The following is a 24,105-nucleotide window of genomic DNA, read 5'->3' on the forward strand; positions in this document are numbered from 1 at the left end:
ATCATATTTATTATTGAAATAGCTGCTTCATGCCAAGCTTGATTGAATTCAGAAAATTAAAATAAAAATAGTAGAAAAATAGAGAAAGCAAAAAAGCATAAACGGAGGAAACCCCTCATTTATGCTGTCTTTGTTACTTTACTGTTTTTGTAGAAGGTTTGCTTTCATGATGAAGGCGATTGAGTGCCGTCACTTTATAGGTATAGCTCTTCTTTTGATTTGCTAAAATGTCTTTCGTTTGTGTGAAGGAACCTGTTTCTTTTCTGACCGTTTGCGCAAATTCGTATGTCCCTTTATTCGACAATCGATAGACTGCATAATAGGATGCACTAGAGCGCGGATCATTTTGTATCTGTAAAACTGCACCATCCTCTGTCTTTTTCACCGATTGAATGATTGGTTTTTTAGGCGCTTTTTGATGAAGCCATGGCATCTCTGGTATGAGAGCCGGTTTGCTATAGGTTTCTTCTATTAATCGTTTCTTTACATTCAAGGGATTCCGATTGATATCTTTCAGACTAAAATGCATGCTTCCTTGTACGAGCTGTGACTGCCTGTTCAGCTCGATCTGGCGAAAATACTCCTCGGGATCAGACCAAGCAGGATCACTGTTTTGATTGATTTTATACGTCGCTTGGCCAATGTACAAGTGAACAGGTTGCCCCTTCACTTCATTTGACCACCATTTCGTCAGCACATCATAGGCAGCGGGCTGAAAGCCGATACTCCAATAAATTTGCGGGGTGATATAATCAATATGGTGCTGCTGTATCCATTCTCTTGTATCAGCATACAAATCATCATAATTTGTCATCCCTGCTGTTGTGTTTGAACCGGTTGGGTCATCTTTTATGTTGCGCCATACACCAAATGGGCTAATTCCGAATTTCACATACGGCTTTTCTTTCTTAATGGTGTTATTGATTTGCTTCACTAGCTCGTTCACATTATCTCTTCGCCAATCTTCTATATGAGTGAACTTCTTCCCGTAAGTTTCATACGTTTCTTGATCTGGAAATGGGACACCAGCGATTTTATTCGGGTAAAAATAATCATCCATATGCACCGCATCAATATCGTAGTTTTTCACTACTTCCTCTATCCCGTCAACAATGAAGTCCTGAGCATCAGGAATGCCTGGATTAAAGTACAGCTGATTTCCATAGGCGATGGTCCACTCAGGGTGTGCTCTTGCAGGATGATCGGTTGATAACCGGTTGAGATCGGTATGATTCATGGTGATTCGATAAGGGTTAAACCAAGCATGAAATTCAAGGCCGCGTTTATGTGCTTCTTCTATCATAAATTCAAGCGGGTCATATCCAGGGTCTTTCCCTTGTGTACCAGTCAAATATTCAGACCATGGACCAAATTTCGATGGATAAAAGGCATCTGCTGTTGGCTTAATTTGCATGATGACGGCGTTCATATTCATCGCTTTGATGTCGTCTAACAGTTGAATGAACTCTTGTTTCTGCTCATCTCTGGGCAGTCCTTTCTTTGAAGGCCAATCTAAGTTATAAACTGATGCGACCCACACTGCACGCATCTCTCTTGTGCTCTCAAGCTTCCCTTTTGGCATCGAACGAGCTAGACTGCTAGACGGAATCAATAAGAAGACACCCATGAAAACTAGTGTCAGAACCGTCATACTGATCTTTTTCAGCATGGTTTGCATCACCTCATATTAAGTTTATTCTGCGTTTTGTGATGGAATGCCAGCAGATGGTGTAAGCAAGATGTTTTTTACTTTAAGCAGCTGAGCTTTAGGGACGCCGCAGGCTTCTAGTAAATATCGCTCTGCATTTCCGTATGTATCCATCATCTCATTCAGTACATCTTCAAGATAATCTTGCTGCACACCGAGCAGGGGCTGAATTTGTTCTTTTGACACCCGATATAAACTCATCATGCGAACAAATCGTTCTTGTCTTTTCACTAGCATTTTCACGCCTTCATTGGAACGCATGTATTCACTTAAAACGGTATGCACCGGTACACCCGCTGCTAATTGAATAAGAGCAGATAAAAAGCCTGTACGGTCCTTTCCGCTTGTACAGTGAAGCATAAGCGGATAATTTTTTTCATCGGACAGTAATGTAAACAATTGCTGAATCTCTTTTTTTCGCTCATAGAGCATGCTTTGATATACATCTTTCATGATCGGTGTAAAAGATAGAGATTTTCCTTCTGCTATCAGCATTCGAAACATGGTCCATTTGCTAGGCATCATGCTGTCAGGCTGCATAGGGATATGAACAATTTTGTCATGTTCCATGATCTTTGGCGGGTGTGATTTTCGTTCTGAGCTTGTACGCAGGTCACAAATCGTTTGAATTCCAAGTGTTGAGAACGTCAATATGTCTTGCTTCGTGAGACGTGATAAATCGGCAGAGCGATAAATCATTCCTTGTTTGATGACCATCTGATCCGTTGTTTGGAGTCCCCCTACTTCTCTAAAATTTGCAAGCTTTGAAAATTGTATGTTGTGTTGATTCATAGAAGTGAAAATCCTTTCTATCCTCTTTTCTCTATCATACGCTTTTATGAAAAATGAGAAAAGATAAGAGAAAAAGATCATTCGATTCTCCCATGTTGATCAGTGACATCTTTTACGTGGAATTATTGTTATAATAGAATCAGCATATTCGTATTGATTGGAGATTGTAGCATGATAAAAACAAAACGTATTCAGCAAATAAAAGAGTATGTATTTGACCGGGAATCTGCCTCTCTTGATGAGCTTGTGACGCATTTTGGCGTCTCAAAAAACACCATACGCCGAGATGTACAAGCATTGGTAGAATCCGGCGTGCTAAAGAAAGTGTACGGCGGCGTCGCTGTGAATCACTCAACATTGGTGGTGTATCAGGAGCGAAAGACTCGTCAGCTGAGTAAAAAACAATTGATCGGACAGGCTGCCGCTGCTTTTGTTGAACATGGTGATATGATTTTTGTTGATTCTGGTACAACGACACTGGAGATGCTTCCCTATTTGAAGGAGAAACGGATTACCGTTGTGACAAATAACGTGGATTTCATTACACAGGCTATGCCTTATGAACACCTCACCATCTTTTCAACCGGCGGTATGCTAGAGCGAAAAACAAATTCTTTCGTTGGTTATCAAAGTGTTGAGCGTCTAAAAGCATACAATGTCAATAAAGCATTTATTGCATCAACTGGTTTATCCATTGATCATGGCGTCACGAATTCCTCCCCGCTTGAGACAGATATTAAAAAAACGCTCGTTGAAAAAAACGCCAAAACCTTTTTATTAGTCGATGATAGTAAGTTCGACCATTATGCCTTAACCACGTTTTGTGACTTAAAAGACATAGACATCGTCGTGACGAATGAACAACCAAATGAAGATTACCTTCAATATGGAAAAGAGCATGATGTGAAGTTTGTCACGCCTTAGTCCAGAGCGAAAAAGCCAAGCGCCAATGTTTTGGCTTTTTTCTTATGTCGCAAAAGAGTGAAACGGCGAAGTGTTGGTTACATTATGATTGTATATTAAACTCATGTTTGGAGGTTGACCTGATGCCGTTGTTACGATTTGACGTGATAGAAGGCCGTTCAAAAGAGGAATTAAAAAAACTGCTGGACACTTGCCATGAAGCAATGGTTGATGCCTTTGGGGTACCTGAACGAGATCGCTATCAAATTGTTCATCAGCACCGCCCTGAAGAGATGATCATTGAAGACACTGGGCTTGGTTATCCGAGAACAAAGGATCTTGTTGTCATTAGTGTTGTCAGTAAACAGCGGACGAAAGAGCAAAAGGAACAGCTTTATGCACAAATCGCAGAACGTATAGAAAAAGAATGCGGGATTGCCAAGACGGATGTGATGATCTCCATCGTGGAAAATGGAGACGCCGATTGGAGCTTCGGGATGGGTGAGGCTCAATTCATAAGAGGATGGCTCTAAAAAACGGCTCAGGAGTGTGAGCCGTTTTTTGATTCATTCATTTTCAAGCTGCATGAGCAAGTTGAATAAATAGCGGTACACTGCTGAGATCACACCAATTAAAGGCGTATCTTCTTTGATGTCTTCTAGTTCAAGAAGCGGAATGTTGATATCAAATAACCCGTCTTGTCCATTAAATTGAAGCTGAGCACCATTTAATGTTGAGAGCATCTCTTTTAGTAATCCAGTATCTTTTTTAGGACGCTTCAATCCGAATAACACGGTATACGTCTGAAATACTTCATCCCATTCTATGGCAAGTCCGTCGGCTCTCACCACATCAAACCACTTCGACTCGATATAAATGAATTCTTTTTGTTGTTTTTTTACGTATGTAAGAGGTGTATTTAAAAAGGAAGCATTTTCTGTTTGAATCATTTCCTCTGATTCCTTGTCTACACGTTCTATATAAACATCAGCAAAGCGTGCTTCTTCTGTCATTTTTGCCCCTTCTAGCGGCCAATTTTGACTTGCGGCTTTGTTATATTCAAAGTCGGTGAGCGCCTGCCCTTCTTTCAATAAATCTTGTAAGCGATTTTGCAGTGACATGACTGTATCTCCTTTCATCTACTTCATATGCGTTTTTTATTTTAGCATAACACATGAAAAGAAAGATATGCCTGAGCATATGATGGTATGATAGTGGAAAAAGAAACATCTCGGAGGGGACCGTTTTGCTCACAATGACACTGGCAGAAAAAATCGTAGATGAGGTCAAAAAGGTACTGACGGAAGAAATCATCATCACACAAACAAACGGTACCATTATTGCTGCAACAGATCCAGCACGCATTGGTCAATTTCATGAAGGAGCATATGTCACATCCTTAGAAGGGCAGAAACGAATTCTCACAAATGATGATGTGCTGCAGATGAAAGGCGTCAAAGCCGGTATCAATCTACCTATTTATTTTAAACAAGAAGTCATTGGGGTCATTGGAATGACAGGTGATCCAAGGCATGTCTCCCCTTTTGGCGACATTTTACGGAAAATGACGGAGCTGCTCATTCAAGAACATGAATTTTTTCAAGAAACGGAAACAGATGAACGGCAGCTTGAAGCATTTGTATTCGACTGGCTTCATCTGCCAGAGACAGCGGTTGGTATGACCGAGAAGGCGCAGCGGCTTGGCTTTGATGTCAACAAGCAGCGTGTCGCTATTCTCATTGATTGTCAAGACGAATCGTTTATGAAGCAGGATCAATACAAACTGATGAAGGACAAATTGCACCTCACCAATCAGGAGATCATTGTGCGCTGGGGGCATGCACGTTTTTTGCTCATGCTACAAGCCACACCAGATGGTCGAGAAACATGGCACAAGCGCTTGTTCCATATTCATGCTGCGCTCACAGCGTTGTCACCATCGAGGATTTTAATGGGGGCAGGAAAACCAGCAGCTTCTCATGTCATGAAGCAGTCCTTTCATCAAGCTTTTCGCGCTTTAAAATTGGCGCATGCTGAAACACCCATTGTGTTTGATGAAGATTTGACGCTTGAACTTTTTATGGAGGAAATCAGTCAGGAAACAAAAGATGCGTTTCTTGATCGAACGATTGCGTCCCTTTTCCCCTATCCTGAACTAGTGAAAACATTGCGGGTACTCATCGCTTCGGATTACTCATTGAAACATACAGCAGAAGCTATGCATGTCCATATTAATACACTTCATTACAGATTAAAACGGATTCAGGATTTAACGACACTTGATCCAAAGCGCATGCAAGATGCGATGCTTTTTTATTTGGCCTTGCTGCTTTTAGATCATGATACAAAAAATACGATAAAACAGCCTGATATTTTGTAGAATCGTCTATAGTCATGTGACGGTTCTTTTTTTATACTGGTAGAAACGAGACGTTAAATGAGCGGGAGTGATTGCATATGCTAGATTCAGAATTTTCAAATCAATTAAAAGAGATTGTCGGTGCGCCCAATGTCCAAGACAGCAAGGCGGATCGACTTGCCTACTCTTATGATGCGACACCAAATTTTCAACAGATGCCAGATGCCATCGTGACACCTCGCACGGCAGAAGAAGTGCAGCAAATTGTGAAACTGTGCGCCTCTTACAAGGTGCCGATCGTCCCAAGAGGCTCAGGGACGAATCTGTGCGCAGGAACATGCCCTACTCAGGGCGGATTGGTGATTCTCTTTACTAGAATGAATCAATTATTAGAAATAGACGAAGAAAATTTAACCGCAACGGTGCAGCCTGGCTTAATTACGCAGGAATTGATTCATCAAGTAGAGGAAAAAGGTCTCTTCTACCCGCCTGATCCAAGCTCTATGAAAATTTCCACATTAGGCGGCAATATTAACGAAAATTCAGGGGGACTGCGGGGGTTAAAGTATGGAGTGACAAGGGATTATGTCCTTGGGCTTGAAGTGGTTTTGCCAAATGGTGACATCATCAAAACAGGCGGAAAGCTTGCAAAAGATGTCGCTGGCTATGATATGACTCGATTGTTCGTTGGTTCAGAAGGAACACTCGGGATTGTCACAGAAGCGGTGCTAAAGCTCCTGCCGCTTCCAGAAACGAAACAAACAATGCTTTGTTTATACGAAAGCCTTGAAGAAGCTGCGACTTCTGTATCGGCCATCATTGCTGAGCGTATCATTCCTGCTACATTAGAATTTATGGATCAGCCGACCCTTGAAGTCGTTGAAGATTTTGCAAACATCGGCCTGCCTACTGACGTTCAAGCTGTGTTATTAATTGAACAGGACGGCAACCCTGAAGCTGTTTCTCGTGATATCCAAAAAATCGCAGAAGTCTGTGAGCAGCACGGGGCTAAAAGCGTCAAGATTGCACATTCAGAAGAAGAGGCAAGTGCGCTCTTAACAGCGAGACGCTCTGCTTTATCTGCCCTCGCTCGATTAAGTCCTACAACGATTTTAGAAGATGCTACCGTTCCCCGGTCTGAAATTGCCAATATGGTTCGTGCAATCGAAGACATTGCACGAAAGTACGAGGTGAACATTTGTACGTTTGGTCATGCAGGTGATGGCAACTTACACCCCACTTGTGCGACAGATGCAAGAAATGAAGAAGAAATGAAACGTGTAGAAGCTGCCTTTCAGGCCATTTTTGAAAAAGCCGTTGCACTTGGCGGCACGATTACAGGCGAACATGGCGTGGGTCTCATGAAAGCCCCCTATTTGGAGCTGAAGGTCAAAAAAGAAGGAATCGCTGCCATGAAGGCGATTAAACAGGCACTTGACCCAGCAAATATCATGAACCCAGATAAAGTGTTTGGAAAAGCCTCAAGAAAGCGAGTGGTGGTCTCATGAGTTCTTCTTCTAAGCAAAAAGAGATCCAGCAGCAGTTTCAGGAGCAAATGGATGAAAAGGAGCTGCTTAATTGCATGCGCTGCGGCTTCTGCCTCCCTTCCTGCCCTACCTATATTGAATCTGGACAACAAGAAACGCACTCTCCTCGGGGCCGAATTGCGTTAATGAAAGCTGTAAGAGATGGCGTCATTGAGCCAGATGAAGATGTTGAACATTCCCTTAATCTTTGTCTTGGCTGCCGTGCATGTGAACCAGTCTGCCCTTCTGGCGTCAAGTATGGACAGTTGCTAGAAGATGCCAGAGACATTATTCAACAACATAAAAAACAATCATTTCCTGTCAAATTGATGAGACGTGTTGTGTTTAAAGGTCTCTTTCCGTCACAAAGTCGTATGCGACAAGCTGCTAGTTTTCTTCGATTTTATCAAACATCTGGACTGCAAACAGCCGCCAGAAAGACGCGCATACTGAAGGTGCTTCCCTCCCATTTACAGTTGATGGAACAGGCACTTCCAAAGGTGCCACCTCAAAAGAAAAAACGTTTGAATGAATATAAAGCCATTGGTCAGGCAAAAAAACGGGTGGCGTTTTTTACTGGCTGTTTAATGGATACAGTTTTCTCAAACACAAACAAAGCGACCATTCATCTCTTGCAGCTGGCAGGCTGCGATGTGATCGTTCCTCCTATACAAACGTGCTGCGGCGCGCTACATGGTCATAGCGGAGAAAAAGACCAAGCAAAACAGTTAGCCAAGCGGAATATTGAAGCATTCGAGGAAACAGATGCCGATGCGATTGTCATGAACGCGGGCGGCTGCGGTGCCTTTTTAAGTGATTACGGTCATTTGCTTCAGGATGATCCAGAATTTCAAAAACGAAGTAAAGCCTTCTCACAGAAAATAACCGATATATCAAGTATCCTTGTAGAGCTGGAGTTTCACCGCCGCGTGCCACTGGCTTTGCCAGCGCAAGTGATCACCTATCAAGACTCCTGTCATTTACGAAATGGGATGAATGTACAACAGGCGCCGAGGGTGCTCATGAAAGCCATTCAAGGGGTAACGTTTAAAGAAATGAAAGATGCCGGCCGCTGCTGCGGATCTGCAGGAATCTACAATATCTTACAGCCAGACATGTCGATGCAAATTTCAGATCATAAAATGACTGAAGCGAGCAACACAGCTGCAGCTGCCATTGTGACGTCGAATCCAGGTTGTCAATTACAAATGGCAGCAGGCGTCAAAAAGGCAGGACATATGACTAGCATGAGAGCGATTCATCTGGCTGACTTTTTATTAGAAGCCGTTCAATATGGAAAAAAAGCGTCCAGTTCATGAAGCTGAACGCTTTTTTTATGCATATCTTCAGATGATCGGTTGGATAATAGAGGCAAATCGCGGAAGGAGATGGTTCAAGTGCTGAAGAAAAACAAATCAAAACAGAAAGACCCGAATTCAGTATTTGAAGCATTATCGCGCTCTTCTGATTTTATCAATGAATTATCAAGTTCCGGAGGTTTTCTTTACAGAATTTCTTTTTTTCGATCTTTAATTAATGGAAATCTCCTTCATGAACAAATCTTGCCTTTTATTCAACAATTGCATCTAACACCCACCCTTGAAGAGCTGAAAGAACACATCCCAATTGAACAAGCTGTGATTACGAGGGATCTTCAAAAAGTGGAAGAAGCGCTTCATCGAGGCAGTATTGCTGTTCGAATTGAGACAGACTGGGGCAAAGCGCTCCTTTTGCCGATTGAAGAAAAGAAAGGCAGACAAGTGAGCCAACCTGAGATTGAATTCGGGATTATCAGTGCGCAGGAAGCCTTTGTGGAAGGGCTGGATACAAACTTAAACTTGCTCAGACGCAGGCTGCCCACTCCTGACCTTAAAGTAGTTGAACACACAGTTGGTACCCTTTCTCAAACGAAAGTAGCCGTTGTATACATAGAGGATATCGCCAACCCGCAGAACATTGAAACCGTTCTTCAGCGGATTCAAGATGTTGACTATGACCAAATTCTAGATTCTAATTATCTTGCGCAAATGCTTTATGATGTGTCCAATACAATCTTTCCATTGTTTTTAAATACAGAACGGCCAGACAGGGTTTCCTCAGGTCTAACGGAAGGAAAAATAGCCATTATGGTTGACGGTTCGCCTCATACCCTGCTTGCACCTACAATTTTACTCGAGTATTTTTCTACAATGGAAGACTATAACATGTCTTGGATCGCAGCATCCTCCTTTCGGCTGTTACGCATTTTTGCAGTGATATTTTCTATTTTTGCAACCCCTTTGTATGTAGCTGTTTTAACGTTTCACTATGAACTGATTCCTAAGGACTTATTAGAAACGATCGTAGCATCACGCTATCTCGTGCCCTTTCCGCCTATTATTGAAGCATTATTTTTAGAGATATCGATTGAGCTACTTAGGGAAGCCGGGTCTCGCCTCCCTGCAAAAGTCGGACAGACGCTCGGGATTGTTGGAGGTATTGTGATCGGGCAGGCTGCGGTTGCAGCGGGATTAACAAGTAATATCCTGCTCATTATTGTCGCATTATCAGCTCTTGCCTCTTTTGTCACCCCTATATATAAAATGGGGACGACCATTCGTCTCTTACGTTTCCCATTCCTTTTTGCTGCACAAGTGTGGGGAGCGCTAGGGATTTCGCTCATGGGAGCTTTTCTTCTTACACATTTAATGAAATTAACGTCTATAGGCCAGCCTTACTTAGAGCCAATCTTTCCACTTCGATTGGCCGATTTAAAAGGTAGTTTGATTCGGCCCCAACTCCGCTTTTTGAAAAAACGTCCAGAAAATTTACGGCCGCAAAATGAAACGATACACCGCCAAAAGCCAAAGCAAGGCCGTAAGGGGAAAAATGATTTTTATGAATAAGGAAGTGAAGGCATGAGCTCTTCTTCTGTGAAAGAAAAATTTCAAGTATCCCCTTTTTTTGTGTTTTTTCTGATCAATGCCAATCAAGTTGGTGTTGGTATTTTAAATTTCCAGACGAATCTTGTCCGGACGATTAATAATGATGGGTGGATCGCCATTTTAATTGCTGGTGCAAGCGTCAATTTGATGATTTTCCTCATTTACTTTTTGTTTAAAAAAGCACCTACTGACGAATTTAGTGACATTACGCAATCTGTGTTTGGTAAATGGCTCGGACAATTGATCAACATTCTCTACATTTTGTATTTTTCTTCATTGTCTTTGATTGTGCTTGTTCATTATATGGATGTAATCCATGTTTGGCTGTTTAAAGAAATTCCTGGTCTTTTATTTGCATCAGTGCTGCTCATCCTCGTCTATTACATTCACACAGGCGGATTTAGAACAATCGCTGGCTGGGCATTCTTTAGCATTGTCCTAACGTACTGGATGACCTTTATCTGTTTTTATGTCATGAAATATAGTCACATCCGCTTTATGTTCCCAATGTTTGATCATTCATTTTCACAACTCATGATGGGGGTCAAAGATGCCTCTTTATCCATGTTTGGTTTTGGAACATTGCTTGTCTATTATCCCTTTATTAAAAAAGCACAAACGTCGCAAAAATTTGCACATATGGGAGTGTTGCTAACGACATGCCTGAATTTGCTTGTATTTCTCGTCTCTATTGCGTACTACTCAAGTGCTCAGCTCAAACTAACGAAATGGCCAACATTGACATTAACCAGCATTGTCAAACTTCCGTTTATCCAGCGCTTTGAATTTATTGAAGTGTCGCTATGGCTTTTGCTTATCGTTCCAAATATCGCCATTCCATTATGGGCAGCCAGCAGAATGGCAAAACAAGTGTTTCACACGAGCCAGCGCACCACGTTGATAGTTCTCAGCCTTCTCATTCTCGTCATGTTTTCATTTTTTATTAGAGCTACCTCATTTGAGACATTTAATAAATGGGTGGAATATAGCGGATACATCCTCGTCTATGGATTGATTGGATGTATGATCATTGTGCTGCTGCTGAAAAAAAGGTGGGTGAAAAAACGAACATGAAACATTCTATTCTGATATGTCTCATGTTATTGAGTCTTTTCTTAACGAGCTGTGCACAGCCTCGTCTCTTAGATGAATTAAGTATCTCGCAGGCGGCGGGATTTGACTTATTGCAAGATGGAGAAATGAAGGGCTTCTTTGTTTTCCCTGTTTTTAAAAGCGAAGAACAAGGAAGCTATCAAATTGTAAGTGCTAAGTCAAATACCATTAGTAATATTCAGTTTCTTGTGTCGGAAAAATCGCCTTTCCCCGTTGTCATGGGACAAGTACTCGTGATTTTAATAAGTGAAAAGCTGGCGAAAGAAGTGGGTATGATTGATTTGATGAATTACATCTATCGTGATCCGATCATTGGGTCACGACAAGTATTTGCCATAGTAGACGGAGAAGTTGAAGATTTATTGCATACAAAAATGAATCAAACCAACTTAAATATCGGTGTATATCTTTCAGATTTACTGGCTCAAAACATGCGAAACGGCAATCAACCTGTGACCAATCAGCATATTTTTATGAATCAGATGATGGCAAAAGGCGTGGATGCCTACCTCCCTTACATTAAAAATACAAGCAACTCTATTAAAGTGTCAGGTGTCGCTCTTTTCGATCAAGAAAAAATGGTTGGGCATATTCCAGGGGAAGATACGTTTACGTTTAAAGCGATGATTGAAAATCATAAAAACGGGATTTATGAGTTTCGATTTAATGACAAAAAGAAAACCCATGTTGTTATTGAAAATATCAAATCACATGTGTCTTATCACATTAAGCCAACTGAAAACCTTTCAAAAAAGCCTCATATCACCATTGATATCAAGCTGAAAGGTGAGTTAAAAGAATTCATGAAATCAAAAAAAATCGATACGCCTTCTATCTTGCAGCATGTTGAAAAAGAAGTGGAGAAGCGTGTGGCCCAGCAAGGGCAAGACCTTGTTCAATCCTTTAAAAAGCAAAAAATTGATCCACTTGGACTTGGTTTGAGATATCGCTCTAAAGATAAAGCCATGACACCGGAGAAATGGCAAAAACTCTACCCTGATGCAGATGTCCAAGTGAATTGTCATATGAACATTGTCCAAACGGGTGTCAGCCAATAAAAAAGACTGTATGAAAAGGTTCTCCCTTCTCGTACAGTCTTTTTTAATCTTCATCTTTTACGTCCGGGTCCTCAGGGATTGGTTCATTTAAGATGTCTTGAATGAGCTCTTTATATTGTTCTAGCTGTTTCATATGAGTTTGAAACTGCCCTTGATAAATGAGATACGATTCCCCGTCAAATACGTAACGAATCTTTTTTTGCTGGATTAATTTTTCAACATATGCTTCTGATACTTCTAAGTATTCAGCTGTTTCTCCAATTGTTAAATACATGCATGTGCACCACCGTTCGTTTCATCTTACAAATTATATCACGAGCTGGTGAAAAAACAGATATCGCTTGTTCATGTTTTTTTCATCTTTTCTTCACTGATTCGTCAACTCGCTTTTGTACAGTATTCATACACCCACTCAAACACTAGGAGGTGATGATCCTTCGCATGACAAAGAAAAATATTCGGACCTATGCCACATTTTTAACTGTAGGCGCAAGCAATACGATGATTGACTTTCTGTTCTTCTTTTTTTTCACTGCTTGCTTTGTTCCCTCTTTTCTTGCACAGTGCCTGTCCTATACAGCAGGAATGCTGAACAGTTATGTTTGGAATCGAAAATGGACGTTCCAAGTAAAAAAGAAAGCGGACAGGTGGGAATGGATCAAGTGGGCCACAGTCAACGGCGTCGCGTGTCTCCTCACCTATGTTGTCTTATATGTCATGCAGCAAGCAGGTTTCTCATTATTTATTAGTAAAGCGATTGGTACCCTTCTTGGCATGATGATCACTTTTACTGGAAGCCGCCTATGGGTGTTTCCATCAGAAAACAAACGATCAGAAATGGAGCGATGATTCAATGAACATCAAAAAAGCCGTTATACCAGCAGCCGGATTAGGCACACGTTTTTTACCCGCAACGAAAGCACAGCCAAAGGAAATGCTGCCGATTATCGACAAACCCGCCATTCAATACATAGTTGAGGAGGCTGTTCAATCAGGCATTGAAGATATACTAATTATCACAGGAAGAAATAAAAAATCAATTGAAGATCACTTTGACCGTTCGATTGAGCTAGAACAGAATTTGCTTGAAAAAGGAAAAAAAGAACAGCTGGCTGAAATCAAACATATTGCGGATATGGCCAATATTCATTATATTCGTCAAAAGGAGCCCTTAGGTCTTGGACATGCGGTATTATGTGCACGCCATTTTACTGGCAACGATCCTTTTGCGGTGCTTTTAGGTGATGATGTCATGGTGTCAGAAAGACCTGCACTCTCTCAGCTCATGGAAGTCTTTGAAGACAAACAAAGAGAGGTCATTGGCGTCCAGCAAGTGGATCGTCTAGATGTCAGTAAGTATGGTATGATAAGACCAGCTAGAGTAGACGGTCAAGTGTTTGAAGTCACAGACTTAGTGGAAAAGCCAGCTATTCATGAAGCTCCTTCCGATTTAGCCGTGATGGGCAGGTATCTGTTAACACCATCGATTTTTCCTATTCTACAAGGAATCGAGAGAGGTGCCGGGAACGAAATTCAGCTGACAGATGCCCTGAAAATCATTGCACATGAATCACCCATTTATGCAAAACAATTAGATGGGATGAGATTTGACGTTGGTGATAAGCTGGGCTCATTTAAGGCAGCGGCTGAAATTGGATTGATGCGTCATGATATGCGGCCAGCCATGCTAGCATATATGCAAAGCATACTCATGAGAGAAGAAAAACAAGCATAGGCTCTTATAAGGATGCTTGAAGAAAATTCGTATTTAAAGGCAGAGTGAAATGAATGGGAACCTTGTTTAATGAAATTTTAACCTGGCTGACAAGCCTAGGTTACGCGGGTGTTGCACTTGGACTGATGATTGAAATCATTCCGAGTGAAATTGTACTTGCCTATGGCGGATATATGGTATCAACAGGCACAATTGGTTTTGTAGGAGCTGTGATTGCCGGCGTCATCGGTGGTACGCTTGCCCAGTGTTTTATTTACTGGATCGGTCTGTACGGCGGACGACCTTTTTTAACAAAGTATGGAAAGTATTTATTCATCCATGAGCATCATATTGCCACGGCAGAACGCTGGTTTGACCGATATGGAACTGGTGTCGTATTTACAGCTCGTTTTATCCCAGTCGTGCGCCACGCGATCTCGATTCCAGCTGGTATTGCAAAGATGCCATTTCTCAAATTTGTTCTTTTGACCGGATTAGCCGCCATCCCTTGGTCCATCCTATTTATTTATCTTGGAATGCAGCTTGGGACAAAATGGGACCACATTCAAAGTGTCGCTCACACGTATACAACACCAATTATGGTCATTGCCATCGTTCTGATCGTACTGTATTTCGTTTTGAAAAAAATTCGCACAAATCGAAAACGGACAATCTAACGAAAACGCCTTTCACTCGTCATGTGAAAGGCGTTTTTTCTATGCGTGCGTCGATTGTTTTTTCATATATTGAGATAATTCCATAATCATTGCACCCATTCTTTCAAGTGAAGGGGCTAGAATGCGGCTTATCCCCTCTTCTTTTAAAGCTTCAGCTGTGACTTTTCCAACAGCTACAGCTAATACATGCTGCTCGAATAGATGTTGCAGTTCTTCTTTTTTGTCCCATTCTTCTGCTAGTTTGAAAAAGGCATGAACCTGAACAGCAGTTGTAAAACAGACGGCATGAACTTGTCCATCTTTCATTTCTTGCAGCAGCGTTTCAGCTGCCTCTGGTTCAGGAGGTGTGTGCTGATATGGTAAAAGCGGCAAAACATCTGCCCCCTTGTCATGTAAAAACTGAATGAGAGCTGGTGCATTTTCACCATGAAGCTGCACCATCACGCGTTTGCCTTGAAACTCCTTGTCTTCAAGCTTTGAAATCAAGTCACGAACCGTACCGTCTTCATCAGAGACCTCTGGCTGAATTCCGCGTTTTTTCAGCGCAGCAAAGGTTTTGTACCCTCTTGAAGCAATATGTGCGTTTGATAGAATGTTCATAAATTCTTTACCAAGCTGCAGCTCTTCTGCACTCTCAATCAATGTATCTGTACCAATGCCTGTTGTCAAGATCACCCAGTCGGCCCCTTGCTTCACAAAGGTTTCTATGCCTGGCTTTAATTCCTCTTTGGCTAAAAATACGGTTCCTTGAAGAGAGCGAATAACGGCTTGTCCTCCTTGTTTTTCGACAAGTGTACGCATTTCTTCTGTTTTTCTTGTTCCACAAATGGCAATCGTTTTTCCAGATAAGCCTTTACTCATGTTATCCCTCTTTTTCTATCACATTTGATATGTATTAAATATAGATTTATTTGGAAGACGATGCAAGTGTCTACTAAAAAAGAGCTTGACGTTTCTATCGAATTCGAGTATCTTTTGTAAGTGCAAATTGTAGGAGGTCATTATGGAAAAACAGAATGTTCAAGCAATTCGATTATCAATTGCAGACCCAACACCACTTGGTTTGTTTGGTTTAGCAATGGTGACGCTCGTTGCGTCCTCACAAAAACTGGGAATCACAGATGGCACTTCCCTTATTTTACCTTGGGCTATCTTCCTTGGAGGAATCGCGCAGCTGATCGCGTCCATACAAGATTCAAAGCATCATAATATTTTTGGAGCCACTGCTTTTGGCGCATTCGGTCTTTTCTGGATGGGCGTTGGAACAACTTGGCTCATTCAAGCCGGCGTCTTTGGGAAAACGCTTGCGGGAGCAGCAGATCCAAAACAGCTAGGCTTTGCGTTTATTGGTTATTTGATTTTCAGCTTGTTTATGACGATTGGTGCAATGGAAACACATAAAGTGTTATTTTTGATTTTCGTCTTTATTGATTTCTTATTCATTGGTCTTTCCCTTAGCACTTTTGGTGTGATGTACGATGTGACTCATACCATGGCTGGTATTGCAGAATTGATCATTTCCCTGCTTTCATTTTATGGTTCTGCAGCTGTTGTTCTTAATACACATTTTGGCCGTATTGTTCTGCCAATCGGACAACCATTTCGCATTTTTACAAAAGCTTAAATAAAAAAGAACTGCTCTGTGCAGTTCTTTTTTTATGTTTATTTTTCTTGTGCCTCTTGAAAAATCTCTCCGATGATTTCATACGAGCGCATTCTTTCTTGATGGTCAAACATATCCGAATTAATCATCACTTCATCTGCTTGAGTAGCTTCTATAAAGGCTTCTAATTCTGTTTTCACCTTTTCTTTATCCCCAATGATAGTCGAGCTTAATTGTTCATCCACCATTGCCTTTTCATATGGACTCCAAAGACCGTCCATGCTGTCGACAGGCGCCTTCAGTTTTCCTGGTGTGTTGCGAATGAGACTTAAAAACCGCTGATAATGAGAGGTTGCCAAATATTCAGCCCGTTCTGTTTGATCTGCAGCAAAAACCGTCACACCGACCATGGCATAAGGCTCTTTTAATACATCAGAAGGTCTAAATGACTGTCTGTACAACTCTAACGCGGGAATTGTATTTTTAGGTGAGAAATGTGCTGCAAAGGCAAATGGCAAGCCAAGTTTTCCTGCAAGTCTAGCGCTAAAACCGCTTGAACCAAGGAGCCAAATTGGAATGTCCAGGCCTTCTCCTGGAACAGCTCTTACATGTTTTTTAACCTGACCGGTCGGTTTGAAATATTGACGAAGTTCTTCAAGCTGCTCAGGGAAATCTTCTCCGTTATGAAGATTACGTCTAAGCGCTCTTGCTGTTAACTGATCTGTCCCTGGTGCTCTGCCAAGACCTAAATCAATTCTCCCTGGATACAATGTCTCAAGTGTGCCAAATTGTTCGGCAATGACAAGTGAAGAGTGGTTTGGCAGCATAATCCCGCCAGATCCTACTCGAATTTTTTCGGTTCCTCCCGCAATATATCCAATTAAAACAGACGTTGCAGAGCTCGCTACCCCTTCCATGTTATGGTGTTCTGCCAGCCAGTATCTATGATAACCCCACTTCTCCGCCTTCTTTGCTAAATCCATACTACGATCAAAAGATTCTTTAATGGTACCTCCTTCTGTCACTGAGGATAAATTTAAAACGGAATAGGCTTTGCCTTGTAAAACTGATTGACTCATATATGATGTCCCCATTTCTGTCAAAAATCATACTATTTTATACTTTCAACACCATAACACAAATCAATGAAAGATTTAAATGATTTGATTCGATGATTTTCGAAATGATGATTTTCTAGGTTTTACTTCCAATTTGAAAATTTGCACATAGAATGAAATATCAATTCTAGGAGATGGGCAATTTGTACAATCAATTCGAACACAAATGTCCCTTTTGCGGTAAATACCATGAACAGCCTCATTACAAAAGATCACGTCATGACCGTCCTCGAAAAAGAGACTGTCCATTCATTAAACAAGAATATTCAAAACAAAATACATCTCAAGGGAATCAACCTTGCCACATTGCAAAAGGAATAAAACAATCAAAACAAAATCAAAGAGCTGGACCAAGAGGCCCGGCAGGCCCAGCAGGTCCCCCTGGACCAACCGGACCTACTGGACCTGCTGGCGGGTTAACCGGCGCCCTTCCTTTTAATCCCTCACAATCACAAGATTACGATGCAGGGCAAGTGGTCACGTTTGATGGCAGTACTTACATTGCCAATGTTGACGCTCCATCAGGAATACCTGGACTCTCCCCCGACTATACCCTTTTAGCTGCTTCTGGAGAAACTGGTCCTACGGGTCCTACTGGGATCGGATTAAGTGGTATTGAAGCCTATGATCCTGTTATGGCACCAACATATTCAGTCGGTCAAGTGGTCACTTATGGTGGTGGTACGTATATTGTGGATTCTGCACCACCTTCAGGTACGCCAGATACGTCGCCAGATTACACACTTTTAGCAGCACCAGGTGAAACTGGCCCTACCGGTGCTACTGGGGCTACCGGACCTACCGGTGCCACGGGTATCACTGGACCAACTGGAGCTACCGGCGCTACCGGCGCTACTGGGATTACCGGATCAACTGGTCCTACTGGGGTGACAGGTATCACCGGATCAACAGGGCCTACTGGCGCAACAGGGATCACTGGAGCTACCGGACCTACTGGTGCCACGGGGATTACTGGATCAACTGGTCCTACCGGCGCCACAGGTATCACCGGATCAACAGGGCTTACTGGCGCAACAGGGATCACTGGAGCTACCGGACCTACTGGTGCCACGGGGATTACTGGAGCTACCGGACCTACTGGTGCCACGGGGATTACTGGGTCAACTGGTCCTACCGGTGCCACGGGGATTACCGGAGATACCGGGGCTACTGGTGTCACGGGTAGCACTGGGTCAACAGGTCCTACCGGCGCCACAGGGATCACTGGATTAACCGGAGCTACCGGACCTACCGGGGCTACTGGGATCACTGGATCAACTGGTTCTACCGGTGCCACAGGGATCACCGGGGCTACTGGAGATACCGGGGCTACTGGGATTACTGGGGCTACCGGACCTACTGGTGCCACAGGTATTACTGGATCAACTGGGCCTACTGGTGCCACGGGGATTACTGGATCAACTGGACCTACTGGCGCAACGGGTATCACTGGACCAACAGGACCTACTGGTGCCACGGGGATTACTGGTGCTACCGGACCTACTGGTGCCACGGGGATTACTGGATCAACTGGACCTACTGGCGCAACGGGTATCACTGGAGCTACCGGTCCTACTGGTGCCACGGGTAGCACTGGATCAACTGGTCCTACCGGTGCCACGGGGATTACCGGAGATACCGGGGCTACTGGTGCAACGGGTAGCACTGGGTCAACAGGTCCTACCGGCGCCACAGGTATTACCGGATCAACTGGAGATACGGGTACTACAGGCAGCACTGGAGCTACCGGACCTACTGGTGCCACGGGGATTACTGGATCAACTGGTCCTACCGGCGCCACGGGGATTACCGGATCAACTGGAGATACGGGTACTACAGGCAGCACTGGACCTACTGGACCTACCGGGGCTACTGGGATTACTGGAGCTACCGGACCTACCGGGGCTACTGGGATCACTGGATCAACTGGTTCTACCGGTGCCACGGGGATCACCGGGTCAACTGGAGATACCGGGGCTACTGGGATTACTGGGGCTACCGGACCTACCGGGGCTACTGGGATCACTGGATCAACTGGAGATACGGGTACTACAGGCAGCACTGGACCTACTGGACCTACCGGGGCTACTGGGATTACTGGGGCTACCGGACCTACCGGGTCTACTGGTGCCACGGGGATTACCGGAGCTACCGGGTCTACTGGTGCCACGGGTAGCACTGGACCAACAGGACCTACTGGTGCCACGGGGATTACTGGTGCTACCGGACCTACTGGTGCCACAGGTATTACTGGCTCAACTGGGCCTACTGGTGCCACGGGGATTACGGGAGCTACTGGACCTACTGGCGCAACGGGTAGCACTGGAGCTACCGGTCCTACTGGTGCAACGGGTAGCACTGGATCAACTGGTCCTACCGGCGCCACAGGTATTACCGGATCAACTGGAGATACGGGTACTACAGGCAGCACAGGACCTACTGGTCCTACTGGTGCAACGGGTAGTACTGGAGCTACCGGACCTACTGGTGCCACGGGGATTACCGGAGCTACCGGACCTACTGGTGCTACAGGTATTACCGGATCAACTGGACCTACCGGTGCAACTGGTATCACTGGAGCTACCGGACCTACCGGGGCTACTGGGATCACTGGAGCTACCGGACCTACCGGGGCTACTGGGATCACTGGAGCAACCGGACCTACCGGGGCTACTGGGATCACTGGAGCAACTGGAGATACGGGGGCTACAGGCAGCACTGGGTCAACAGGGCCTACCGGGGCTACAGGCAGCACTGGACCTACTGGTCCTACTGGTGCAACGGGTAGTACTGGAGCTACCGGACCTACCGGGGCTACCGGTGCCACGGGTAGCACTGGGTCAACAGGTCCTACCGGCGCCACAGGGATCACTGGATTAACCGGACCTACCGGGGCTACTGGGATTACTGGAGCTACCGGACCTACCGGGGCTACTGGGATCACTGGATCAACTGGTTCTACCGGTGCCACAGGGATCACCGGGTCAACTGGAGATACCGGGTCTACTGGTGCCACGGGTAGCACTGGACCTACTGGTCCTACCGGGGCTACTGGGATTACTGGATTAACTGGTCCTACTGGTGCCACGGGGATTACCGGATCAACTGGTCCTACCGGTGCCACGGGGATTACTGGAGCTACCGGACCTACTGGTGCCACGGGGATTACTGGATCAACTGGTCCTACCGGTGCCACGGGGATTACCGGAGATACCGGGGCTACTGGTGTCACGGGTAGCACTGGGTCAACAGGTCCTACCGGCGCCACAGGGATCACTGGATTAACCGGAGCTACCGGACCTACCGGGGCTACTGGGATCACTGGATCAACTGGTCCTACCGGTGCCACGGGGATTACTGGATCAACTGGTCCTACCGGCGCCACAGGTATTACCGGATCAACTGGAGATACGGGTACTACAGGCAGCACTGGACCTACTGGTCCTACCGGGGCTACTGGGATTACTGGATTAACTGGTCCTACTGGTGCCACGGGGATTACCGGATCAACTGGACCTACCGGTGCTACTGGGGCTACCGGACCTACCGGTGCCACGGGGATTACTGGATCAACTGGTTCTACCGGCGCCACAGGTATTACCGGATCAACTGGAGATACGGGTACTACAGGCAGCACTGGACCTACTGGTCCTACCGGTGCCACGGGTATCACTGGACCAACTGGACCTACTGGCGCAACGGGTATCACTGGAGCTACCGGACCTACTGGAGCCACGGGGATTACTGGATCAACTGGTCCTACCGGTGCCACGGGGATTACCGGAGATACCGGGGCTACTGGTGCAACGGGTAGCACTGGGTCAACAGGTCCTACCGGCGCCACAGGGATCACTGGATTAACCGGACCTACCGGGGCTACTGGGATCACTGGATCAACTGGTTCTACCGGTGCCACAGGGATCACCGGGTCTACTGGAGATACCGGGGCTACTGGGATTACTGGGGCTACCGGACCTACTGGTGCCACAGGTATTACTGGATCAACTGGGCCTACTGGTGCAACGGGGATTACTGGATCAACTGGACCTACTGGCGCAACGGGTAGCACTGGATCAACAGGTCCTACCGGCGCCACAGGGATCACTGGATTAACCGGACCTACCGGGGCTACTGGGATCACTGGATCAACTGGTTCTACCGGTGCCACAGGGATCACCGGGTCTACTGGAGATACCGGGGCTACTGGGATTACTGGGGCTACCGGACCTACTGGTGCCACAGGTATTACTGGATCAACTGGACCTACTGGCGCAACGGGTAGCACTGGATCAACTGGTCCTACCGGCGCCACAGGTATTACCGGATCAACTGGAGATACGGGTACTACAGGCAGCACTGGACCTACTGGTCCTACCGGGGCTACTGGGATTACTGGATTAACTGGTCCTACTGGTGCCACGGGGATTACCGGATCAACTGGACCTACCGGTGCTACTGGGGCTACCGGACCTACCGGTGCCACGGGGATTACTGGATCAACTGGTTCTACCGGCGCCACAGGTATTACCGGATCAACTGGAGATACGGGTACTACAGGCAGCACTGGACCTACTGGTCCTACCGGTGCCACGGGTATCACTGGACCAACTGGACCTACTGGCGCAACGGGTATCACTGGAGCTACCGGACCTACTGGAGCCACGGGGATTACTGGATCAACTGGTCCTACCGGTGCCACGGGGATTACCGGAGATACCGGGGCTACTGGTGCAACGGGTAGCACTGGGTCAACAGGTCCTACCGGCGCCACAGGTATTACCGGATCAACTGGAGATACGGGTACTACAGGCAGCACTGGAGCTACCGGACCTACTGGTGCCACGGGGATTACTGGATCAACTGGTCCTACCGGCGCCACGGGGATTACCGGATCAACTGGAGATACGGGTACTACAGGCAGCACTGGACCTACTGGACCTACCGGGGCTACTGGGATTACTGGAGCTACCGGACCTACCGGGGCTACTGGGATCACTGGATCAACTGGTTCTACCGGTGCCACGGGGATCACCGGGTCAACTGGAGATACCGGGGCTACTGGGATTACTGGGGCTACCGGACCTACCGGGTCTACTGGTGCCACGGGTAGCACTGGACCAACTGGGCCTACTGGTGCCACTGGGATTACTGGATCAACTGGAGCTACCGGGGCTACTGGGATTACTGGGGCTACCGGTCCTACCGGTGCCACGGGGATTACCGGAGCTACCGGTCCTACAGGTATCACTGGACCAACTGGACCTACTGGTGCCACGGGGATTACCGGAGCTACCGGACCTACTGGTGCCACGGGTAGTACTGGATCAACAGGTCCTACCGGGGCCACGGGTAGCACTGGGGCTACCGGACCTACTGGTGCCACAGGTAGTACTGGATTAACTGGTCCTACCGGTGCCACGGGTATCACTGGGTCAACTGGACCTACCGGCGCTACAGGCATCACGGGTGCGACGGGTATCACTGGGTCTACTGGTCGTACTGGCGCTACAGGTATCACCGGACCTACTGGCGCGACCGGTGTTACTGGTGTCACTGGGGCTACTGGAACAGGTGGTTTTACGGATACTGCACTTTATGCTGCTAATAGTTCTGGACCTACCATTATCACTGTAGCTGGTGGAACCAATATTCCTCTGCCAAACTTTCAAAACATTACTGGTTTTACAGCAAACGGCACAAGCACTGTTTTTACCGTTTTGCAAACTGGTAAATATTATATTACGTATCAAGTCAACACCACTGCAGCTCTTTTAATTAATACACGTTTGCTTTTAAATGGAGATACTGTGCCTGGTTCTGTTCAATCACCGGTTATCTCTACTTCGTTTCTCAATAATACTTTAATCGTCAATATAACAGCTGGAAGCACCATTTCGCTGCAGTTTTTTGGGGCAGTTGTCACAGCTATTTTAGTTGGCGGGGGCGGTGCTGCAGGTGCTACCTTGACCATCATACGGCTCAGCTAAAAATAAAAAAGAAAGGCTTTCTCAGCCTTTCTTTTTTATATCTTCTATTACAGTTATACAACGTTCAATATCATTAGATTGTAAAAGTTGAAAAATAGATTGGATGATTGAAAACTCCAAATTCCACCATTCTAATAACTGCAGTTTTTCGATTATTTCGGATGAAAATCGATATTTCATGAGCTGCTGGGGATTTCCTGCGGCAATTGCATATGGCGGCACATCTTTTGTGATCACACTATTTGCTCCGATCACGGCCCCGTTTCCTATACATACTCCTGACATAATCGTCGCACCATATCCAATCCATACGTCATGTCCAATATGAACATCTCCCTTCGATTTGGGATGTCCTTTAATATGGGCAGCTTCTTTAAAAATTTGATTAAACGGATACGTTGTGACCCAATCAGTACGGTGTTCCCCGCCTAGAAAAATTTTCACTTCGTTTGCGATGGAACAAAACTTCCCAATATGTAATGTCGTTCCTTCTCCCCAAGTCAACACTTGGAAATCTGGCCCGGCATAAGAAAAGTCACCGATATTGTGCGAACTCAGTTCACTTCTTTGATTTAAAAACATAGAAGATTCGGCCTCCTTAAAAGTGAGAGATCTTCGTATGT

At 45.2% G+C, this 24,105-nt stretch carries 20 protein-coding genes; 13 read left to right on the plus strand and 7 right to left on the minus strand.

All coding sequences use genetic code 11. The features are described 5' to 3' along the window. Nucleotides 1-133 precede the first annotated feature (133 nt). A complete protein-coding gene (locus MHI58_RS09955; protein WP_045034772.1) occupies nt 134-1,669 on the minus strand; it encodes a glycoside hydrolase family 10 protein in 1,536 nt (511 codons plus the stop codon). 24 nt (nt 1,670-1,693) lie between these two features. Next, the gene (locus tag MHI58_RS09960) at nt 1,694-2,581 is read right to left on the minus strand and encodes a tyrosine-protein phosphatase (protein ID WP_045034771.1); all 888 of its coding nucleotides are present in this window, start codon (nt 2,579-2,581) and stop codon (nt 1,694-1,696) included. Nucleotides 2,582-2,671: 90 nt separating this feature from the next. On the opposite strand from MHI58_RS09960, the gene MHI58_RS09965 reads away from it, so the two are divergent. Then, nucleotides 2,672-3,424, plus strand: a complete 753-nt coding sequence (locus tag MHI58_RS09965) for a DeoR/GlpR family DNA-binding transcription regulator (protein WP_017359514.1) — start codon at nt 2,672-2,674, stop codon at nt 3,422-3,424. 122 nt (nt 3,425-3,546) lie between these two features. Continuing rightward, nucleotides 3,547-3,936: a tautomerase family protein gene (locus tag MHI58_RS09970; protein WP_024719417.1), complete on the plus strand. Its 390-nt coding sequence runs from the start codon at nt 3,547-3,549 to the stop codon at nt 3,934-3,936. Between the two features lie 33 nt (nt 3,937-3,969). Here the strand turns inward: MHI58_RS09970 and MHI58_RS09975 are convergent, their stop codons facing one another. Further along, complete coding sequence (locus MHI58_RS09975; protein WP_017367394.1) at nt 3,970-4,524, minus strand: hypothetical protein; 555 nt, start codon at nt 4,522-4,524, stop codon at nt 3,970-3,972. A gap of 125 nt (nt 4,525-4,649) precedes the next feature. Here MHI58_RS09975 and MHI58_RS09980 point away from each other — a divergent pair, with 125 nt between their 5' ends. The 6 genes from MHI58_RS09980 to MHI58_RS10005 all read left to right on the plus strand — a co-directional run bounded on the left by MHI58_RS09980 (nt 4,650) and on the right by MHI58_RS10005 (nt 12,383). Continuing rightward, on the plus strand, nt 4,650-5,783 hold the full coding sequence (locus MHI58_RS09980) for a sugar diacid recognition domain-containing protein (RefSeq protein WP_041507170.1): 1,134 nt from the start codon (nt 4,650-4,652) through the stop codon (nt 5,781-5,783). A 77-nt stretch (nt 5,784-5,860) separates the two neighbouring features. After that, nucleotides 5,861-7,270: a glycolate oxidase subunit GlcD gene (gene glcD, locus MHI58_RS09985; protein WP_024719419.1), complete on the plus strand. Its 1,410-nt coding sequence runs from the start codon at nt 5,861-5,863 to the stop codon at nt 7,268-7,270. Further along, complete coding sequence (locus MHI58_RS09990; RefSeq protein WP_045034769.1) at nt 7,267-8,607, plus strand: (Fe-S)-binding protein; 1,341 nt, start codon at nt 7,267-7,269, stop codon at nt 8,605-8,607. Before glcD ends, MHI58_RS09990 begins: the two co-directional genes overlap by 4 nt. Nucleotides 8,608-8,685: 78 nt before the next feature. Continuing rightward, a complete protein-coding gene (locus tag MHI58_RS09995) occupies nt 8,686-10,173 on the plus strand; it encodes a spore germination protein (RefSeq protein WP_045034768.1) in 1,488 nt (495 codons plus the stop codon). A gap of 12 nt (nt 10,174-10,185) precedes the next feature. Then, nucleotides 10,186-11,286: a GerAB/ArcD/ProY family transporter gene (locus tag MHI58_RS10000; protein ID WP_045034767.1), complete on the plus strand. Its 1,101-nt coding sequence runs from the start codon at nt 10,186-10,188 to the stop codon at nt 11,284-11,286. Beyond that, nucleotides 11,283-12,383, plus strand: coding sequence for a Ger(x)C family spore germination protein (locus MHI58_RS10005; RefSeq protein WP_234710313.1), 1,101 nt, complete (start codon nt 11,283-11,285; stop codon nt 12,381-12,383). The genes MHI58_RS10000 and MHI58_RS10005 overlap by 4 nt, the downstream gene beginning before the upstream one ends. 43 nt (nt 12,384-12,426) lie before the next feature. Here the strand turns inward: MHI58_RS10005 and MHI58_RS10010 are convergent, their stop codons facing one another. After that, nucleotides 12,427-12,657: an excisionase family DNA-binding protein gene (locus tag MHI58_RS10010; RefSeq protein ID WP_008346618.1), complete on the minus strand. Its 231-nt coding sequence runs from the start codon at nt 12,655-12,657 to the stop codon at nt 12,427-12,429. Between the two features lie 155 nt (nt 12,658-12,812). Here MHI58_RS10010 and MHI58_RS10015 point away from each other — a divergent pair, with 155 nt between their 5' ends. The 3 genes from MHI58_RS10015 to MHI58_RS10025 are packed head-to-tail and all read left to right on the plus strand — an operon-like array spanning nt 12,813 to nt 14,774. Beyond that, nucleotides 12,813-13,232 (plus strand): GtrA family protein, encoded by a 420-nt coding sequence (locus MHI58_RS10015; RefSeq protein WP_051404175.1) that lies wholly within the window; start codon nt 12,813-12,815, stop codon nt 13,230-13,232. A gap of 4 nt (nt 13,233-13,236) precedes the next feature. Then, nucleotides 13,237-14,118, plus strand: coding sequence for a UTP--glucose-1-phosphate uridylyltransferase GalU (galU, locus tag MHI58_RS10020; protein WP_045034765.1), 882 nt, complete (start codon nt 13,237-13,239; stop codon nt 14,116-14,118). Between the two features lie 53 nt (nt 14,119-14,171). After that, complete coding sequence (locus MHI58_RS10025; protein ID WP_045034764.1) at nt 14,172-14,774, plus strand: DedA family protein; 603 nt, start codon at nt 14,172-14,174, stop codon at nt 14,772-14,774. A gap of 39 nt (nt 14,775-14,813) precedes the next feature. On the opposite strand, the gene MHI58_RS10030 is transcribed toward MHI58_RS10025, so the two are convergent. Next, the gene (locus MHI58_RS10030) at nt 14,814-15,635 is read right to left on the minus strand and encodes a uroporphyrinogen-III synthase (RefSeq protein WP_045034763.1); all 822 of its coding nucleotides are present in this window, start codon (nt 15,633-15,635) and stop codon (nt 14,814-14,816) included. 142 nt (nt 15,636-15,777) lie between these two features. Between MHI58_RS10030 and MHI58_RS10035 the strand changes: the two genes are divergently transcribed. Continuing rightward, on the plus strand, nt 15,778-16,398 hold the full coding sequence (locus tag MHI58_RS10035) for an acetate uptake transporter family protein (RefSeq protein ID WP_024425703.1): 621 nt from the start codon (nt 15,778-15,780) through the stop codon (nt 16,396-16,398). A 38-nt stretch (nt 16,399-16,436) separates the two neighbouring features. On the opposite strand, the gene MHI58_RS10040 is transcribed toward MHI58_RS10035, so the two are convergent. Further along, nucleotides 16,437-17,456: an LLM class flavin-dependent oxidoreductase gene (locus MHI58_RS10040; RefSeq protein WP_045034762.1), complete on the minus strand. Its 1,020-nt coding sequence runs from the start codon at nt 17,454-17,456 to the stop codon at nt 16,437-16,439. A gap of 173 nt (nt 17,457-17,629) precedes the next feature. Between MHI58_RS10040 and MHI58_RS10045 the strand changes: the two genes are divergently transcribed. Beyond that, nucleotides 17,630-23,482 carry a beta strand repeat-containing protein gene (locus MHI58_RS10045; protein WP_368004314.1) on the plus strand — a complete coding sequence of 1,951 codons (5,853 nt, stop codon included), beginning with the start codon at nt 17,630-17,632 and terminating at the stop codon, nt 23,480-23,482. A 21-nt stretch (nt 23,483-23,503) separates the two neighbouring features. Here the strand turns inward: MHI58_RS10045 and MHI58_RS10050 are convergent, their stop codons facing one another. Beyond that, entirely contained in the window at nt 23,504-24,064 is a 561-nt protein-coding gene (locus MHI58_RS10050) for a CatB-related O-acetyltransferase (protein ID WP_045035315.1), read from the minus strand. Between the last annotated feature and the right edge of the window lie 41 nt (nt 24,065-24,105).

It is taken from the genome of Bacillus sp. FSL K6-2869, assembly GCF_040869405.1.
Lineage (GTDB): Bacteria > Bacillota > Bacilli > Bacillales > Bacillaceae > Bacillus > Bacillus altitudinis.